12 protein-coding genes are annotated in these 18,738 nt (G+C 40.7%); 6 read left to right on the forward strand and 6 right to left on the reverse strand.

Translation table 11 applies throughout. From position 1 onward, the window contains the following. A partial coding sequence (locus tag K1X56_07780) for an efflux RND transporter permease subunit (GenBank protein ID MBX7094602.1) occupies positions 1-1,944 on the forward strand: 1,944 nt, incomplete at its 5' end. Positions 1,945-1,948: 4 nt separating this feature from the next. Continuing rightward, the gene (locus tag K1X56_07785; protein ID MBX7094603.1) at positions 1,949-3,067 is read left to right on the forward strand and encodes an efflux RND transporter periplasmic adaptor subunit; all 1,119 of its coding nucleotides are present in this window, start codon (positions 1,949-1,951) and stop codon (positions 3,065-3,067) included. Between the two features lie 22 nt (positions 3,068-3,089). Here the strand turns inward: K1X56_07785 and K1X56_07790 are convergent, their stop codons facing one another. Then, positions 3,090-3,665: a hypothetical protein gene (locus K1X56_07790; GenBank protein ID MBX7094604.1), complete on the reverse strand. Its 576-nt coding sequence runs from the start codon at positions 3,663-3,665 to the stop codon at positions 3,090-3,092. Positions 3,666-3,765: 100 nt separating this feature from the next. On the opposite strand from K1X56_07790, the gene K1X56_07795 reads away from it, so the two are divergent. Continuing rightward, positions 3,766-5,226, forward strand: coding sequence for a DUF4301 family protein (locus K1X56_07795; GenBank protein ID MBX7094605.1), 1,461 nt, complete (start codon positions 3,766-3,768; stop codon positions 5,224-5,226). Positions 5,227-5,273: 47 nt separating this feature from the next. Here the strand turns inward: K1X56_07795 and K1X56_07800 are convergent, their stop codons facing one another. Further along, on the reverse strand, positions 5,274-9,359 hold the full coding sequence (locus K1X56_07800; GenBank protein MBX7094606.1) for a gliding motility-associated C-terminal domain-containing protein: 4,086 nt from the start codon (positions 9,357-9,359) through the stop codon (positions 5,274-5,276). A 159-nt stretch (positions 9,360-9,518) separates the two neighbouring features. Between K1X56_07800 and coaE the strand changes: the two genes are divergently transcribed. The 3 genes from coaE (at position 9,519) to K1X56_07815 (ending at position 15,832) form a co-directional block, all read left to right on the forward strand. Further along, positions 9,519-10,115: a dephospho-CoA kinase gene (coaE, locus tag K1X56_07805; GenBank protein MBX7094607.1), complete on the forward strand. Its 597-nt coding sequence runs from the start codon at positions 9,519-9,521 to the stop codon at positions 10,113-10,115. Next, complete coding sequence (locus K1X56_07810) at positions 10,102-11,631, forward strand: NAD(P)H-hydrate dehydratase (protein ID MBX7094608.1); 1,530 nt, start codon at positions 10,102-10,104, stop codon at positions 11,629-11,631. The genes coaE and K1X56_07810 overlap by 14 nt, the downstream gene beginning before the upstream one ends. Before the next feature lie 118 nt (positions 11,632-11,749). Further along, positions 11,750-15,832: a T9SS type A sorting domain-containing protein gene (locus K1X56_07815; GenBank protein ID MBX7094609.1), complete on the forward strand. Its 4,083-nt coding sequence runs from the start codon at positions 11,750-11,752 to the stop codon at positions 15,830-15,832. 57 nt (positions 15,833-15,889) lie between these two features. Here K1X56_07815 and K1X56_07820 read toward each other — a convergent pair whose 3' ends face one another. From K1X56_07820 to K1X56_07835, 4 genes are all read right to left on the reverse strand, one after another. Next, positions 15,890-17,116 (reverse strand): pyridoxal phosphate-dependent aminotransferase, encoded by a 1,227-nt coding sequence (locus tag K1X56_07820; protein ID MBX7094610.1) that lies wholly within the window; start codon positions 17,114-17,116, stop codon positions 15,890-15,892. 66 nt (positions 17,117-17,182) lie between these two features. Beyond that, positions 17,183-17,566: a DUF1573 domain-containing protein gene (locus K1X56_07825; GenBank protein MBX7094611.1), complete on the reverse strand. Its 384-nt coding sequence runs from the start codon at positions 17,564-17,566 to the stop codon at positions 17,183-17,185. A gap of 6 nt (positions 17,567-17,572) precedes the next feature. Next, a complete protein-coding gene (locus K1X56_07830; GenBank protein ID MBX7094612.1) occupies positions 17,573-18,025 on the reverse strand; it encodes a DUF1573 domain-containing protein in 453 nt (150 codons plus the stop codon). Positions 18,026-18,187: 162 nt separating this feature from the next. After that, the gene (locus tag K1X56_07835; GenBank protein MBX7094613.1) at positions 18,188-18,643 is read right to left on the reverse strand and encodes a DUF1573 domain-containing protein; all 456 of its coding nucleotides are present in this window, start codon (positions 18,641-18,643) and stop codon (positions 18,188-18,190) included. Between the last annotated feature and the right edge of the window lie 95 nt (positions 18,644-18,738).

Here is an 18,738-nt window from a genome sequence, read left to right on the forward strand (position 1 = left end):
GATTTGGGTGGATTATTTGTTCCGGACGATAATGGCAATCAAATTCCTCTCAATGAATTGGTCGACTTTATTGAAACGGAATCACCTATGCTCATTTCAAGAGAAGATGCGCGCCGGAGAATTAATATTGGTGTAAATGTGCGAAATCGAGATGTGGCATCGTTGGTGAAAGAAATAGAAGAGAAAATTCATGCACAGGTAAAATTGCCTTCGGGGTATTCATTGAAGTTTGGCGGACAATTCGAAAATCTTGAAAAAGCAAAAGCACGATTACTGATTGCAGTTCCCGTAGCATTAGCTATGATTTTTATCCTGCTGTATTTTGCATTCGGATCGTTTAAATACGCAACCCTGATTTATTCTGCAGTTCCACTTTCTGCCATTGGCGGTGTGTTTGCGTTATGGTTACGAGACATGCCATTTAGTATTTCGGCGGGAGTAGGATTTATCGCTTTGTTCGGTGTTGCCGTGTTGAATGGAATTGTACTGATTTCGTTTTTTAATCAACTAAAAGAAGAAGGAGAAATGGATATTAAATCTTTAATTCTTTTCGGAGGAAATACACGGATGCGTCCCGTAATTATGACCGCCGCTGTGGCTTCGTTGGGCTTTTTACCTATGGCCATTTCAAATTCCAATGGAGCAGAAGTGCAGAAACCATTGGCCACTGTAGTGATTGGCGGATTAATTACAGCAACATTTTTAACCCTCATTGTTTTACCTGTATTGTATTATATGGTTGAGCGAAAAAACTACCCTAAAAAAGCACAAATTGGGGTATTAGCTTTATTGCTTTTACCATTTGCATCCAATGCACAGGGTGATATGTTAAGCATCGATGAAGTGCGCAATTCGGTTATTCAAAATCATCCGCAATTAAAAAATGCACAACTGGGAATTAAACTGGAAGAAGCTTCCCGGGCCGGAGTTTATAAATTAAATCCTGTAGATATCGTATTGCAACATGGTCAGATTAACTATTCCGAACGCGACTATTATTTAGAAGCCAATCAAAACCTTGGGAATTTCGTTTCATGGTTTAAACTAGATGCGGTAACACGACAAAAAATTCTGTTGGCTAAATCGCAGGAAGAATTATTGCGAAGAGAATTATTGTATAAAGCGTCAGCAGCCTATACCGACTGGAAGTTTTCATATTATGAAGCCCAACTGTTCGATTCACTCGAAACCATGTATAAAGGCATTCACGAACGTATGCAGAAGAGAGTTAAAAGTGGAGAGTCGGATGGATTGGAAATGACTTTCTTTTCTGTCCGCTACACCACGTTGAAGAATGAAAAAGCGGCTGCTTTATCGCGCTTAAATGATGCATGGTCGCAATTGTGTTTATCCGCCTGGCTGAAAACTGAAAACAGAAGTCCTGAACTCTTGCAATGGATTATTGCATTAAAAGAAAAAGGAAATGTATCTCCTGTTTTAATGAACACCATGAATGCAACTGCCGAATTAAGTAAAATAGAAACTTCTTACGCACGCAGTTTTTATGCTCCCGAATACATGGTTGGATATTTTAATCAGTCGCTCGAAAAGGTAACCGGTTATTGGGGATTCCGTGCCGGTATTTCTATTCCTTTATGGGCATGGTCCACTAAATCCTCGGTGAACCAGGCTAAAATTAAAGAAGAGATCATCATGAATGAAATCGAAATACGTCAGCAGGAATTATCTTTTCAACTCGAGGCTTTGTTTAAACGTTATGATGTGTTAACCGGAACGCTAAACGGACAAGGCTCGGATTATATTCAAAACCTGGAAGGATTAAAACAAAAAAGTCTGTTGCAATATGTATCCGGCCAAAGCGATTTTTTATCCTTCGCACAAATTATGGACACTTATCTCAATGCCCGGATTGCACGCATGGAAATGCAGCGTGAATTCGAACAAGTGATTCATCAAATTGATTTTTTAACTTCTAGCAATTAACGCCATGAAAAAATATATTTTATATGTTTTGTTTCCCATCGCCATCGCATCATGTGGAACAAAATCTGAAACTGAAAACAATTCCGAAAGCGCTCCAACCGCCACTGTTTTTACATTGAGCGATGAGCAAATGAAAAAGAACGGAATTGAAACCGGTCATTTGCAAAAAAAGGAAATGTCGGGCTTTATCAATTGCACAGGTTCTGTGGAAGTACCGCCCCAAAATGTTGCGAGTATTCACACCCCTGTTAAAGGATTTATCCGTAGCATCAATGCAATTCAGGGCGATCATTTGCACAAAGGCGATGTTATTGCAAGCATCGATCATCCGGAGTTTGCACGTATGCAGCGTGATTTACTGGAAAGCAATGCGCGATTAGGTTTTTTGGAAAAAGAATTTGAGCGAAAAAAGGAGTTATTATCCGGCGATGCGGTTTCTAAGCGTGAATTTGAAATGGCAGAAAGCGAATTGAAATCGGAGCAAGCGCGTTTCGAAGGATTAAAATCAGAATTGCTTCTGTCTGGATTTTCCGTAGATAAAATTATTTCCAGCGGTGTAATTCAGCGCAATATTGCCATTGTATCACCTTTTAATGGTTTTGTTTCTAAATTGAATGTCAACATCGGTAAACTGGTGAATCCCGAAGATTTAATTGCGGAGGTCATTAATACCGATCACCTGCATCTCGAAATTCATGTTTATGCCAAAGATGTTGCCATGGTGCAGGAGGGACAATTAATTCAGTTTACATTACCGGGATCCGATTCCATTCACCGCGCAAAAGTGTATCTGGTAGGTAAAGCCATTAATCCGGAAAACAATACCGTAATGGTGCATGCCCATTTTGAGGATGAATCGAAATATACTGCGGGGACATTTATTAACGGACAAATTTTAACCGGTTCAAGAGAAGTGAATTCCATTTCACTGCAGGGATTGATCAAAGAAGGTGAAAACTGGTTTGTATTTGTAAAAACCGATAAAGGTTTCGTTAAATCAAAAGCAGAAATCGGATATAAAGATAACACCCAGGCAGAAATCATATCCATTGAAGGATTTACACCGGATGTTGAATTGGTGACCAAAGGTGCGTATTATTTGCAGGGAGCCGCAGAAGAATAAAAAATATTAAAACGGGAAGTGATTATTCATTTCCCGTTTTTTTAAAACTCTGATTATAAAAATCAGTTTTTTCGGGTACGGTAATAAGGATGTATTCGTGTCCCATGGTTTTGTGACAATTATTGCAGGACTCTGTGAGAACCCGGAACGATGAATTAAAATCAAAATCCTTTAGTTTTAATTCGGTCTGGAATTTACTCAATGCACTCAGGCCGTAATTTTTCATCATATCCGAAATACTGATGCTGTCTTCATATACTTTCGCATCTTTAATGGCCAACATTTCCTCTTCCATTTCGTGCAGGTAAAATTCCATCAGCGGACGATTATCATATTTTCCCGCCGCATGAAGTTTATAATGGTATTGCTGGAGTCGTACCATGTTATGTACGATTTCTATTTTTTCCCCTTCATTTTCCTGATTGTTTTTTTCCATTAAATCAGGTCTGGAAGAAGATTTTAAACCCGTTTCCATTTCCAGAATCTTTTTCTGCATATCCACCATCCGGGCATTTACCTGAATCAGGCGTACTACCGCATAAATGGCAATTCCACTCGAAAGAAGAATAAGAAACCAAACAAAAGGATTTGTTTTCATAAGCTGATTTTTAGATTAAAATAGTATTAAATCATCATGCGGAGAGTGACCTGAATCATTTTAATGAAAGGGATAGGCTGATTTCAATTATATTTACCTGATGAATTTAAGCGATAGGGACATACAACGGATTAAATTTCATGGACTTTCACCCGAAGAGGTGCAAAGACAATACACCATTTTATGCAAAGGTTTACCCTTTTCTAATCTTCATCACCCTGCCAAAATCAACGATGGAATTCTTGCGTTAAATGAAGAAGAGAGAAATCATTTTGCGCATTATTTTGATCAGGAAGCAAAAAATTATGATGTCTTAAAATTTGTTCCTGCTTCCGGTGCGGCAACACGGATGTTTAAAGATTTATATGCATTTGTGGCGGAGGGACAGTCAACACCTTCAGTAGAAAAGTTTCTTCATTCACTTTCCGAATTTGCTTTCTTTTCCTTGTTAAAAGAAAAAAAATGGGAAGGACTGGAACAAACGAAAGTGATCGAAATGGTGATTGGAAAAGAGGGATTGAATCTCGGATCCATGCCAAAGGGATTAATTCCGTTTCATCAGGAAGGTGATCGCAGTTTAACACCTATCGAATCCCATATTCTGGAAGCGATGAATTACAGTCGCTCTACAAACGGAAAAATTGCCATTCATTTCACCTTATCTCCCGAGCATCTCGAAGAGGGAAAAGCATTGATGTCTAAAACGGAAATTGAAATCAAAAACAATTACGGGATAGAATCGCATATCGAGGTTTCCATTCAACATTCTTCCACTGATACCATTGCCATTGACGATAAAAATGAATTAATCCGGAATAATGAAGGAGAGATTGTTTTTCGTCCGGGTGGACATGGCGCTTTGCTTTCTAATTTGCAATCGCTTGACGCGGATCTTGTTTATTTGAGAAACATCGATAATATTTTACCTCCTTCAAAAAATGGAGAAAATGTTTTTTATAAAAAAGTATTGGGCGGTTATTTACTGACATTACAACAAGATGTCTTTGCCTTATTGAATTCATTCCATTCCAAAAATTCCATATCGCAGGAACAAAAGGAAAAATTTTTAAAACAGTATTCCGGATTTCATGCATTTGGATTATCACTTCAGCATAACGATGATGAATGGTTCCATCGTTTAAACCGGCCAATTCGTGTTTGCGGTATGGTTAAAAATGAAGGAGAACCGGGAGGAGGTCCGTTTTGGGTTACAGATAAAAGCGGAGTGAATTTGCAAATTGTGGAAGCTGCGCAGGTTTCTTCCAATGAAGATCAACAAGCCATTTTAAAAAGTGCTACACATTTTAATCCGGTTGATTTAGTTTGCTCACTGAAAGATTTTCAAGGGTCGCTGTTCGATTTAAAGCAATTCACTGATCACGACACCGCATTAATCGTAGAAAAATCGGTGGAAGGGAAAAAAATAAAGGCATTGGAACACCCCGGACTTTGGAATGGTTCCATGGCTAACTGGCTTACTGTTTTCATAGAAATTCCGGTGAGTACATTTAATCCGGTAAAAACGGTAAATGATTTATTGAAGGACGCTCACCGATCTTAATTATTCGAAATAAAAAAAGCCTCTGAATTTTCAGAGGCTTTTTTGTTTTATCGGATCAAGGTTACATGTCCGTACGTTTCATATTTCTTGCCGGTCCATATGTCTTTCGATTTGATTTTCCAGACATACACATCGTTTTTCGCTTTAACGTTTTTATACATTCCATCCCATCCATTCGCCATCGATTCGGAGTGGAAAATTAATTCTCCCCAACGATCGAAGATGTAGAAATCAAATGCATCCGGATCAAATCCTTCTCCCAATACATAGAAGATATCATTTCTTCCATCACCATTTGGTGTGAAGGAATTCGGAGCATAAATCGTATAAATACCTTGTATCACTACGGTGTTAATCGTTGTATCTGCGCAACCATAGTTGTTGGTTACAATTAATGTTACATCGTAGTTGTTTGGATTATCATTCGGGAATTCAAATTGCGGATTAGGATCGGTAGAGGAAGATAATCCGGCAATGTCATAATTCCAGGTAATCGCATCACTGCTCGACATGTCATTAAATGTAATGAGTGTGTTGAACAGATTGGTTGGTTGCGGACCGAAAATAAAGTCTGCAACAGGATAAGGCCATGCACAAACGTAATTGCTAAAAGTCGTGTCGCCAACACATCCGTTAATCGATTCCACTGTTAAAGTAATGTCGTAACAATTAGGCGTAGAGAAGGTGTGTTGTACGGTTGGACTTTGCGTGGATGTAGTTCCATCTCCAAAATCCCAAACCACTGAACCAACTAATGCAGGATTGGTAGTATTCGTGAAATTCGTCACCAACGGTGCACATGATCCTAATAAATCGGCAGTGAAATTCGGTTGTGGTACTGCATAATGATAAACGGAAACATATTGTGTATCGGCAGGCGTTCCGCAGTTGTCGGTGATGATAACCATGTAAGTACTTGGACTCACTGTTGGTGTAACATTGATGTTTGTTCCATTGCCTGCTGCAACACCATTGAGTGACCATGCATAGTTATATGGACCACCATTACCTCCGATGGCAGAAGCTGTGATGTTTGCAGTTTCTCCCGGACAAATTGTATCGTTTTGTGAAACCGTTCCTATGATTGGAGGATTTACAAAAATACATACCTGATCACTCGGTGATACACAACCCATCGCATCGGTAGCAGTTACATCATAGCATGTTTGTACCAATGGAGAATCAGTGATACTGGCACCAGTTCCGCCATTCGACCATGAATAGGTATACGGTGCTCCATTACCACCGGCAGCAACAGCAGTCATGGTAGCGCTATTGGATAAACAAATAATCTGATCTTGTCCTGCATTAACACTCATTACCGGAGGTTGAGTAATGGTAATTACGGTGTCGCGCTGACAAAGAGCTGTATCAATAATTTCAATGGTATAAGTACCTGCAGCAAGTCCGGTCATTGCATCAGAAACAGTAACTCCATTTGTAGTTTGAATTAATGTTCCGCCTGAGTTGTACCAATTCACCGTCCACGGACCAGTTGTTCCTACCATGTTGGCTGTAACTGCTCCATCTGATGCACCATTACAACTTACATTGGTAATAATTGGATCTGGAGGGAAGCATAGGCAATCTACTACCACCATCACTGAAGATGTTCCTGTACAACCACCATTGTTATTGGTAACGGTAACTGTATAGTTCGTGGTAATATTCGGACTTGCATTGGTGGTTAAATTGTTGGGTTGAGCAACAGATGCGCTTGGAGTCCATGAATAGGAATATTGTGTGGTATCCGGAACTGACGGACAAGTTGTAAATGCAACTTTTGGTCGGGTGGTTGAAGGTGATCCCCATGAAGGTGCGTAAGTAGTTCCGCAAGCATTTGCAAAATCCTGATACAAATACTGACATTGTAATCCGGCTGTTGTAGTTTGTGGAGTAATACTGTTTTGCGTGTAGGAAGGATCAGAGGTGTTGTCGCTACAGATATCTACGATCAAATTAGAAACGCCATCCCATTCGTAAGGAGTGGTAAAGGCCATGATGTTTGATCCAACAGCAATCGGAACGTTTTGAGGTCCAAACACCGTGGTGAGTCCGGTTTCCCAACCTGATCCGAATTGTGTAATGTTGGTACATCCCATCTGAATGGTTACACCTTTATACAATGCGGTTCCGTTAATGGCGGTAACCGGTACATCCATTTCAATAATTTTTCCACCGATAAAGCCCATTGCATTTAATTCGGCGGCGGTAAAGAGCATTTGTGTGTGTCCGGATTTATACCAGTTACCCCAAATTGCAGGATAACTTGTGGTAGTATTGGCACCGGTTTGTGTTCCCGGACTAATATTGCTTAGATTTCCTGAACATCCACCGGAAGTACTTAATCCGCAAGTAGCAGGAACCCCACCTCCTAAGTCAACACTTAATACAGTGGTTCCACCACCACATTGTAAGGTATCGAACATGGTGGTTGCCGTTGGAGTAGGAGCATAAGCGGCAGCAACGGTTAAATTGACATGATCGGTTTTTACACAACCATCCGGACTCGTAATCGATAAATTGTAACCGTATGTTCCAGGCGCAGTAGCTGTAATGGTAATATTCGGACCGGTAGTGGTATTTAAATAGGTACCCGGACTCCAAACGAAGTTAAATGCTCCGGTTGGATTGGTTGTTACGTTCACCGAAATCGGATCCATTAAACAGGATTGAGTTGAAGACTGTGTAATGGTGTAGGTAAAATCAGGAACTACCGTTACAGTTACGGTATCGATATTATCACAACCACCGGTAAGGTTACTGGTAACCATATATGTGGTCGTAGCTGGAGGATTTGCAATTGGATCCGGGCAGTTTGTACAGGAAAAGTTTCCGGGATTTATTGGTGTACCGGAAATAACAGTCCAAACAAAGTTAGATCCGCCATTCGCTTGTAATTGTACGCCCTGATTCAAACAAATAATTTCATCCATTCCCGCATAGGTGGAGTTGATAACGCTTATCGTAATCGGGTAAGAGTTAATTCCAGGAATCGGACAGGCGTCATCTTCTACATCGAATGAAATAATGGATACTGGAGGTGCTCCACTGGCCACGGTGTGACAAACATGAGCAGTTACAGGATTTGTACCTGTAATAGTAATGGTAGCACCCGGAAAACTGGTAGCAATATTGGAAGTAACTGTTAAAACATTCGATGGATCTGAATCGGAAAAGGTTAGGTCGAAACAAAAACTGTCGCCTTCGCAAACCTGAATACTGTTGGCACTGGTTTGAACTCCGCCGCCGGTATAATTGGTAATACCACCTGCAGGCTGACTAGGTACCTGATTGGTACAGGTAATTACTTCAAACTGAAAATCTTGAACAACACTTCCAACAAGATTCCCGTTCGCATCATATTCTTCAATTAAAACGGCTACAATAAAATTCCCAAGCACTGTTGGCGTAAAGTTAATTTGTCCCGTAGCAGAATTAATAGTGATACCAGTAATTGGTACCGCCCCTGTATATGGTGGGTTATAAGTAATGGTTCCCGTTGCCGAAGTCATGGCCGGTATTAAAGAAAACACCAGGGTATTTCCATCGGGATCCAATGCCGACATGTTGAAGTTTACAGGCTGATTAGCACATACGTAGGGAATGGGTTGTGATGTAATCTGCGCAGAGGTATTGCATGGGGCATCCGCATTATTTAAGGTAGATTCCCAATAATAACTATCCTGATTCGGGGAGTTAATACTGGTGTTTCTGCAGCAGGATGAATAGGCAAAGGTCCAAGAATCACAGGTGTCAGGTAAAGTAACGATACCTGTCCACTGATGCATCCAAACACCCGGAAGTGTACCACCGTTACATTCGGACTGACCAATCTGTGCCGGACAAAGCTGAGATACTTCCTGCTGGAAAATGGTATTGGTTAGGGTAAGGGAGGTTAACCCTGTAATACCGCAATCATTAGTAATCGTAATCGTTTGGTTACCGTTCGATTCAAATGCAGTTCCGCAGTCCTCGAAAAGGGTCAGCGTAATCGCATATTGGTTGGGTCCAACACATTCGTAAGTTATATTACCACCCGGAACGTGAGATGCGCTGGCGGTTTGAGCTACGAATAAAGCAGTGGCCCAAACTGCAGGTAGGTAAAGAAACTTGCGGAAAAAATTCTTCATGGTAAAAAATACTTTTCTTTATGACTGAAATCTTGTGAAAAGGTTGCCTTTTGGTGAAGACAAATTTAACTCATAAATTGAGCTATATCAGATGAACAAGCGAAGAATCAAAAGGTTTAACAATGCGTAAAGGAATTGTGAAATTTTAGCAATGGTTGAATGAAACAGATATTGGTTGGCATAACAGGAAATATAGGTTCCGGGAAGTCGCTTGTTTCTTCTGTTATACAGGAATTTGGCTATCCGGTTTTTGATGCGGATTTATCCGGAAGAACCATTTTGGATCATCATAGGAATGCAATTGAAGCGGTAAAAAAAATACTTGGTGATTCGGTGTATGCGGATGGAAAAGCAGATCGAAAAAAAATTGCAGCAATTGTATTTAAGGATCCCGAAAAGCTAAAAGCCTTAAACGAAGTGATTCACCCGCTGGTAGCCGAGGATTTTGAACAATGGCGGAAAAACCAAAAAACGGATTTGATTTTCAGAGAGGCAGCCATCATGATTGAAAGCGGGGCTTATCGAAATTTAGACCATTTAATTTTGGTGAAGTGTCCGGAACAAACACGCATTGATCGAGTGATTCAGCGTGATAAATCCACCCCGGAATTGGTTTTGCAACGAATTAAAAATCAGATGCCGGAAGAAGAGAAGGAAAAATACGCAGATTTTGTCATTGTAAATGATGGTTTCCATGCGGTTATTCCCCAAATTCAGTCCCTCATCCATCAACTTACTAGTCATGCGCATTCTTGATCCTGCTTCTTTAAAAAAATCGGACGAATTAACGATTGCTTCAGAAGGAATTTCATCTTCCGAACTCATGGAACGAGCGGGGATTCGCTTTATGGATGAGTTTTTAAATGATGCTTCATTGTTACGTGCATTGCAATATGGAAATGAAGAAATACGAATTGGAATTGTATGCGGACCCGGAAACAATGGGGGAGACGGACTGGTGCTTGCTCGTCACTTACACATTCAGGGATTTTCAGTTGAGGTTTTTATTCTAAAAGAAAAAGAAAATCCCAGCGCCGATCATTTATTGAATCTGGAGCGATGCAAAGAAAAAAATGTTCCGATACAATTTATTCATTCGGAAAAAGATATTCCTGATTGGAGTGGGTTTCAATTTTTAGTGGATGCCTTGTTTGGGTATGGACTTAACCGCAAAACAGAAGGACTCGCAAAAAATATCATTCAATCCTTAAACCAATCGTTGGTGAAAATTTACAGCATCGATATTCCCAGCGGATTGTTTTGTGAAGATAATTCTCAAAATCCGGCAGATGGAATTATCCGTGCCTGGAAAACATTTACGTTTCACTGTCCGAAACTCTCCTTTTTATTTCCCGAAAATTCGAATTATGTCGGTCACTGGAAAGTAATTGATATTGGTTTGAAAGAAAATTCCGTTTTAAAAAAAGAACGGATTTTTTCTACGCATGAATTAATCGTGAATCATTTAAAACTACGTTCCAAATTTTCGCATAAAGGAGATTATGGTCACGCTCTTTTATTGGCAGGATCAAAAGGAATGTTTGGCGCGGCGGCATTGTCTTCCTCTGCCGTTTTATTATCGGGAGCAGGATTGTTAACTACCCATTTGCCATCACACGGTGCGCAAATGTTGCATAGCTATTTACCGGAAGCCATGGTTAACGCAGACGAAAATGAAGATTTTATTACGGAGATTCCTGATTTAAGTCGGTTTGATGCCATTGGGGTGGGACCCGGAATTGGAAGGGATAAACAAACAGCCAATGCGCTTAAAGTATTAATTCAGCAATGCAATGTTCCAATGGTGATTGATGCAGATGCACTGAATCTTCTTGCAGAAAATAAAACCTGGCTTGCATTTCTTCCGCAGAACACCATTCTTAGTCCACACCCCGGCGAATTCGATCGTCTGTTTGGTAAACACAGTAGCAGTTGGGATCGTTATTTAACTGCGAAAGAAGAGGCTATAAAAAAAGGAATCATCATCATTCTAAAAGGCGCTCACACACTTGTGGCATTTCCCAATGGAGATGTATTTTTTAATTCAACCGGAAATCCATCTATGGCCAAAGGTGGATCGGGAGATGTGTTAACAGGAATTATTCTGGGTTTGTTAAGCAGAGGCTATGAACCGGCTACCGCTGCTGTAATGGCCGTTTATATTCACGGTAAATCAGGCGATATGGCCTTGAATGAGCGTGGACCCGAATCTGTTTTGGCTCGCGATATTCTTGGATTCCTGCCAATTTGCTTTCAGGATTTGTACAATTGAAGAAAGGTGCTCAATTATCGTTTTAGTCATTGGATTCCGATAATTCGTCTATTTTTCTTTTGATACGGGTTTACTCTTAGGTATTTTTACTGGTAACCACTATTTGCCACCAGTACTTATGCCTAGAAGAGAGCGATTTATTCTGGTTATACTCTGTTTGTTTTGGATCACTTCTTCCAATGCACAAAGTGTAGCCAATTATGCGGTAAGCAGAACAACGGGTATAACCTATTCCTCCATTTCCACCAGTGGAAGCGCCATTCCCAGTTGGCGTAATACCACTTCATTTACGCAGGACGATAACCGCAGTTATTTTATTCCAATCGGTTTCGATTTTTGGTACGATGGTACGCGTTACACCCAGCTTTCTGTTTCTACCAATGGCTTTATTGATTTTTCATCTTCTACCGACGATGGTGGTCCCATAGCTGATGCATTCGGATATGCCAATGCCGCCTTTACACAAGCCGCTGCAGCCAATGCCACACGTCCCGCCCTCGCTCCTTTTTACGATGATTTAATGGCTCAGGGAGGTACAGATCCATTGGGGAACAGTATCCGTTATTCCTTAACAGGAAGTGCAGGAAGCAGGGTTTTTACAGTGGAGTGGATCAACATGGCCATTTATACCAACGTAACTCCAAGTCTTAACTTCCAGGTTAAATTATACGAAGGCACCGGGGTGATAGAATATTTGTATTCTACCATGAACTCAGGTACACATACCTTTTCCTATACCTGTGGAATTAATGCACCTAACGTAAGCAACACACCAACGGCAGCGCAATTAAAAACACAACAAACAGCCAATACGGCTACTTTTTCGAATACGGTTCAAAATAATTTATCGGTGATGCCCGCAGCTAATTCAAAACTTAGCTTCGTACCACCGGTACCTGCAAATCCGGTAAGTGGATTAACCTTTTCTTCGGTAACGCAAACATCGATGAATGTTAACTGGACAAACTGGGCCACCAATGAAGTGGGTTATGCCGTTTATTATTCTTACGATGGAATCAATTATTATTTCGCCGGTCAAACAGCTGCCAATGCTACTACCTATGCAGCAACAGGATTATGGCCGGGAACAACTTATCAATGGCGTGTTTTCGCCGTTACCGAAGGAGCATTAAGTAATGCCTCTACAGGAACACAATCGACCTCTGCTGCAACGGTTGTTTATTCGAATGTGACCAATGGAAACTGGAATACTCCGGGAACATGGACCTCCAATTCGGTTCCCACTGCCGGAGATAATGTGGTTATTCGCAACGGACATACGGTTACTGTAAACGTGACCAATGCGGCTTCACCTGCAGTATGTAATAATTTGCAAATAGGAGAAGGAACCAGTGGTACGTTAAGAATGGGAGTAAATGGAAATCCTGTTTATCTGAAAGTGAACGGAAACATTTCAATAAATACAGGCGCAAGTTTTTCTGTGCCTACCAATTCCAACAACCAAACCAACATGCTCTATTGTTTCGGTAAAATCCTCAACAATGGAACAATGGATTTTAAACCGGACAATAACAGTTTTGCCAATATAGAATTCAACCGTAATTCATCACAATCCTTCACCGGAAGTGCAGCATTAACCCGCTTAAATTTAATTACACTTAATATCGGATCTTCAAGCGATGATCGTTTGGATGTTTCCGTTTCTAATTTGAATCTACCCAATAACTTTTTAACGCTGAATTCAGGTACCTTTCATTATTCGGGGAATGATGCTTTAACCATGAATGTATCTACCACCACTTACAGCATCCCCTTTAATACAGGTTTGTGGATGGATGGTGCAAATGCTACCATGCAAATAACACAAGATGTAGATTTAAGAGGTGTATTGCGCATTACCCAGGGAACATTTAATGCGGGTACAGTTGCGGAAGCGGATTTAAATTCGAATGGTGGTGATTTATTTATTGAAGGCGGGACTTTAAATGTTGGTGGCCGATATACCAATGTGAATCAAAATACCATTTCTAAATTTCAGATTAGCGGAGGTACCATGATTGTTCCTTCTGTGTCCACTGCAATTAACGGACAATCTCCTTTCCAGATTACATCACCCGGTGCAGTTTTTAATATGAGCGGAGGTACAATAGTCATTCGCAATAAAGGAGGAACCGGTGCTCAGAATTTAGGATTTACGGTGAATAATGTTTCATTTTCGAATGTTACGGATGGAACACTTCAAATTGGAAACGCAAGTACAACGGCAAATTCCATCATTAATATTAATACTTCTGTTCCTGTAGGAAATCTATTGGTAAATCGTTCAACGGCAACGGCATTGTTAAATACAAATCCGCTTACAGTCGTTAAGAATGTCACCATTACTGCAGGGACATTTAATACCAATAACCTGAATGTAACCTTAGGAGGAAACTGGACCGACAACGATGTTTTTGTTCCGGGGACATCAACCGTTACGTTTAATGGAAGTACACAACAAAGCATTAATGATCCCAACGGAGAAACATTTAATCACCTTGTAGCAGGTGGTACCGGCGGAGTGCTTTTAAATACTGATATTACAACCAACGGAAATTTGACCATTAATTCTTCACTGGATGTTTCAGCGGCGAATAAATTGATTACCACAAAACGAAATTGGACCAACAATGGTTCTTTTGTTGCGCAATCAGGGAAAGTTATTTTCTCGGGTACGGTAGCTCAAATCATGAATGGAAGTTCCACTACCGATTTTTACGATTTGGAAATAAATAATACAGCCGGAGTTAGTGCGCAAACCTCCACTTTTGGAGTACGTGATGCTATTTTCCCTGTGGCAGGTAATTTAAATGCTGCTGGAGCGGCTGCATTTATCCTTTATTCCGACGCTGCACAAACAGCCCGAATTGCACCACGGACAAGTGGGACATTAAGCGGGACATTCACCGTTCAGCGTTTTATTTCGGCACGTGCTGCGGGGTATTCAGATATGTCATCACCCGTGAGCAACGCAACCTTTGCAGATTGGTCGGCCGATATGCTGATGATTTACGGTTATAATCCACCCAATGTATATCCATCCGCATGGTCGTACAGCGAAAGTTTGTGGGATTATGTTCCGGTGACCAGTGCTGCTACTGCAATTACTCCCGGAAAGGGGTATGAGTTATGGCTCGATAGTTATGGAAATTATACGTCATTCAATGCCACCACCATCGATACAAAAGGAATTCCGAATCAGGGAACAATCAATGTGTCATCACAAATTACACACGTAAACGACGGATGGAATCTGATTGGTAATCCTTATGCATCATTTGTTTCCTGGGATAATTTATTATCCAGTTCCACACAGGTGGCATCTACCATTATGATTTATGATGAAACGATAGGTGATTTTGCAACCTTTACTTCCGGTTCAGGCATTGAGTTGGCTCCTCATCAGGGATTCTGGATTCAAACCACAGGAACTTCTGCTGCATTTTCATTTACGGAAAATCACAAAACTACTTCCGTCAACAGTTCCTATCGGAATTCGGATGTTGCATTTGTTTTACGTATTAAGCAAAATGATGCAGGAAAATTATTTAGTTCCGGCACACGTTTCATTTTTAATGATCAGGCAGAAAATGGAAAAGATGAGCATGATATTACATTTTTAAAACTGCCGCATCCTGAAGCGCCTGCTTTATTTTCGGTAAGTGAAAATTATTTTTTACGTGATAATTATTTGCCTTCCTCTTCCTTTATACAGATTCCCGTTTATTGCAAAGTTGGTGTCTCCGGAACCTATACCATGAAACCGGAAAATCTCGATTATTTGTTAGCAGGAGGATATAGCTGTGCGCGGGTGTACGACAAAAAAATGGCGAGGTATTTCGATTTGTTGTCGGATGAAGAATACAATTTCGATGCTTCCATCAGCGACGATCCGGATCGTTTTATTTTGGTGCTCTCCAGTGAAGGTTCTGAATGTGTTCCTGATTTGAGTAAATCCAATGGTTCAGGAAATGTTTCGGTATTGCAAACACCGGATAATATTCGTGTTAACCTCGCATTGGGCGGGAGTGTAAATGCACGTGTGGAAATGATGGATATGAACGGAAAATTAATTCATTCTATTGGAGAAGTTAGTCCAACCGGAACCATCACCTTACCTTATCCTGTGGTTGCGGGAATGTATTTAATGTCGGTTAGCTGTGGAGATTTTGTGAAAACGGAAAAAGTACTTGTCCGTTAATACAGCTTAAAACAAAAAAGGGGATCCGCGGATCCCCTTTTTATTTAATCAATTTTCTTATAAAGCAGCTGCTTGTTTTGTAGCAGGAATGGTTCTTCCGGGATACACTTTTAATGCATGTTCCAGAATTTCTACCGATTTTTTTAATGCTTCTTTATTCAGTACGTAGGCTAAGCGAACTTCATTCTGACCCAATCCTTTTGTAGCGTAAAATCCTGTTGCAGGTGCCATCATTACGGTTTGGTTTTCAAATTCAAATTCTTCGAGCATCCACTGGCAAAATTTATCGGCATTGTCGATCGGTAATTGCGCCATCGCATAAAATGCACCACCGGGTTTGGGACAGGTAACGCCTTCAATTTTGTTTAATCCGTCAACCAAAACATTTCTGCGCTCTACATATTCTTTCACCACATTATCGAAATATTCTTGTGGCGTGTCCAACGCAATTTCAGAAGCAATTTGTCCGAATGAAGGCGGACTCAAACGTGCTTGGCCGAATTTTAACGCAGCAGCAATCACTTCTTTATTTTTGGTAATCAATGCACCGATACGTGCTCCGCACATGGAGTAGCGTTTGGATACGGAGTCGACCAAAATCACGTTGTTTTCAATTCCTTCCAGATTCATGGCTGAATACGGAGATGCACCATCATAACAGAATTCGCGGTACACTTCATCGGCAAATAAAAACAAATCATGTTTTTTAACGATATCACGAAGTGCTTCCAATTCCTTTTTCGAGTAGAGGTATCCGGTTGGATTTCCGGGATTGCAAATCAGAATTGCTTTTGTTTTGGGAGTAATTAATTTTTCAAATTCCTCAATGGCAGGCAATGCATATCCATTTTCAATTCGCGCTGTAATCGGTTTTACGGTTACACCGGCCATTACGGCAAATCCATTGTAGTTAGCATAAAAGGGTTCAGGTATAATGACTTCATCACCTGCATTAAGGCAAGTCATGAATCCAAAAACCAAAGCTTCTGATCCACCGGTGGTGACAATAATATCGTTATGGTCGATATGAATTCCGTATTTCTCGTAGTATTTAGCCAAACCTTTACGGTAGCTTTCATTACCTGCACTGTGTGAATATTCAATCACTTTCAGGTCAATCTTTTTCATGCCTTCGCGAACAATTTCAGGCGTTTCAATATCGGGTTGACCAATGTTGAGGTGATAAACTGTTCTTCCTTTACGTTTGGCTTCCTCGGCATAAGGAACCAGTTTACGAATAGGAGAAGGAGGCATCATGTGCCCTTTTTCGGAAATGCTTGGCATAAATAGAATTTTTACGAATGCAAATTTCGCAAAGAATCGGCAGGCTGCCAAAAAAGAAAGGATGGATTATTTAATAGGGTGCTTATTATCGACCATTACCCTGAATCGCACTTCGGTAGGATTCTTTTTGGTATTGGCATAAATCTGAAGAATCCGGTCCTGATATCCGATTTTGCCCTTGGTATCGAAACTCACCTTAATTACACCACTTCCTCCCGGAGGAACAGGTTCCTTGGGATATACGAATTTTGTGCAGCTGCATTGCACTTTTATTTCACTGATGATTAATGGAGCAGTTCCCTTATTGGTAAACGGAAACTCAAACCGCAAGAGTTCACCCTCGGGTGTTTTAGGAAGCTTTATGTTAGCGTCCTTAAATGAAAACTCCGCTACCTGCGCAGTGGCAAGAGCGGAGTTTATCAGTAGTATTAGAAAGAGGATGAACCTCATACTCATTTATTTTTCAACGGGAGCACCGCCACCTTCAGTTTTAACAGGAGCACCGCCACCTTCAACAGCTTCAACTGTACCTTTAATGCGAAGTGTTTTAACACCTTCGTTTACGGCATTCGAAGTAACTGTTACTGATTTGTTGATCGGACCAACACGCTTAGTGTCGTATTTTACTTTAATTACTGCAGAAGCACCTGGTTTAATTGGATCTTTTGGCCATTCAGGAACTGTACATCCGCAAGAACCTTTTGCATCTGAAATGATCAATGGAGCATTTCCGGTGTTGGTGAATTTGAATTCGCACTCACCGTTTCCGTTTTGTTTTACGGTTCCGTAATCATGCACTTCTTTATCGAAAGAAATGGCAGGACCTTGTGCTGTTTGTGCTTTCGATTCTGTGTTGATTGCAAATACAGAAAGGAAAAGTACACCGAAAGAAAGAGCTAACTTTTTCATTGTTATGGTTTTTATTTATTCAACGTTTAGGGTTTCTCAAAAATAACGGCTTTTCTACAGAAGGTTGCCTGCTTTAACAAAACTTTAACAGGACCCTTTTTCGATAACCGTGATAACAATTGCAAATGATGTGCCAATTTCTAATTGTTGAGAATGAATGGGTTATTGTCCGCCCGGTACACTGCCCTGACTTTTCACCGGTGCACCCCCGCCTTCTTCTGCGTCAATTTGTCCCTTTATCCGTATCAGCTTAGCCGGTTCATCAGGATCATTGGATTTTACGGTGATTGATTTGGTGAACACGCCCACACGTTTGGAATCGTAATGCACTTTAATAACACCTTTTCCGCCCGGAGGAATGGGGTCTTTGCTCCATTCGGGAGTGGTACAACCACAGCTGCGTTCCACGTCGCTTATCACCAGCGGAGCGGTGCCGGTGTTTTTAAATACAAATACATGCTCAACCACCGAATTTTGCTTTTTGTGTTCAAAATCGTATTCGGTTTCTTCAAATACAATGTTAGGTTCAGAAACAGCCTGTGCTTCGCTTTCATTCAATGGAAAGAACACTGCACAGAGGAGGAGAGAGGCTAAAATGGATCTTTTTTTCGTTTTCATGGCTTTCGTTTTTTTCAAAGAAACAAAGCCCCGCAGAGGATTTTAGGAAATTAACGGAACGCTAACCGGAATTAACAAGTCATTAGCAATTGTGC

Source organism: Flavobacteriales bacterium (assembly GCA_019694795.1).
In the GTDB taxonomy this organism is placed as follows: Bacteria; Bacteroidota; Bacteroidia; order Flavobacteriales_D; family UBA2798; genus UBA2798.

What these genes read in the sequence shown, in the direction of transcription:
- K1X56_07815 (MBX7094609.1), top strand. Translation starts at nt 11,750, where the DNA reads ATGCCTAGAAGAGAGCGATTTATTCTGGTTATACTCTGTTTGTTTTGG.
- K1X56_07835 (MBX7094613.1), bottom strand. Translation starts at nt 18,643, where the DNA reads ATGAAAACGAAAAAAAGATCCATTTTAGCCTCTCTCCTCCTCTGTGCA.
- K1X56_07820 (MBX7094610.1), bottom strand. Translation starts at nt 17,116, where the DNA reads ATGCCAAGCATTTCCGAAAAAGGGCACATGATGCCTCCTTCTCCTATT.
- coaE (MBX7094607.1), top strand. Translation starts at nt 9,519, where the DNA reads ATGAAACAGATATTGGTTGGCATAACAGGAAATATAGGTTCCGGGAAG.
- K1X56_07800 (MBX7094606.1), bottom strand. Translation starts at nt 9,359, where the DNA reads ATGAAGAATTTTTTCCGCAAGTTTCTTTACCTACCTGCAGTTTGGGCC.
- K1X56_07790 (MBX7094604.1), bottom strand. Translation starts at nt 3,665, where the DNA reads ATGAAAACAAATCCTTTTGTTTGGTTTCTTATTCTTCTTTCGAGTGGA.
- K1X56_07795 (MBX7094605.1), top strand. Translation starts at nt 3,766, where the DNA reads ATGAATTTAAGCGATAGGGACATACAACGGATTAAATTTCATGGACTT.
- K1X56_07830 (MBX7094612.1), bottom strand. Translation starts at nt 18,025, where the DNA reads ATGAAAAAGTTAGCTCTTTCTTTCGGTGTACTTTTCCTTTCTGTATTT.
- K1X56_07825 (MBX7094611.1), bottom strand. Translation starts at nt 17,566, where the DNA reads ATGAGGTTCATCCTCTTTCTAATACTACTGATAAACTCCGCTCTTGCC.
- K1X56_07810 (MBX7094608.1), top strand. Translation starts at nt 10,102, where the DNA reads ATGCGCATTCTTGATCCTGCTTCTTTAAAAAAATCGGACGAATTAACG.
- K1X56_07785 (MBX7094603.1), top strand. Translation starts at nt 1,949, where the DNA reads ATGAAAAAATATATTTTATATGTTTTGTTTCCCATCGCCATCGCATCA.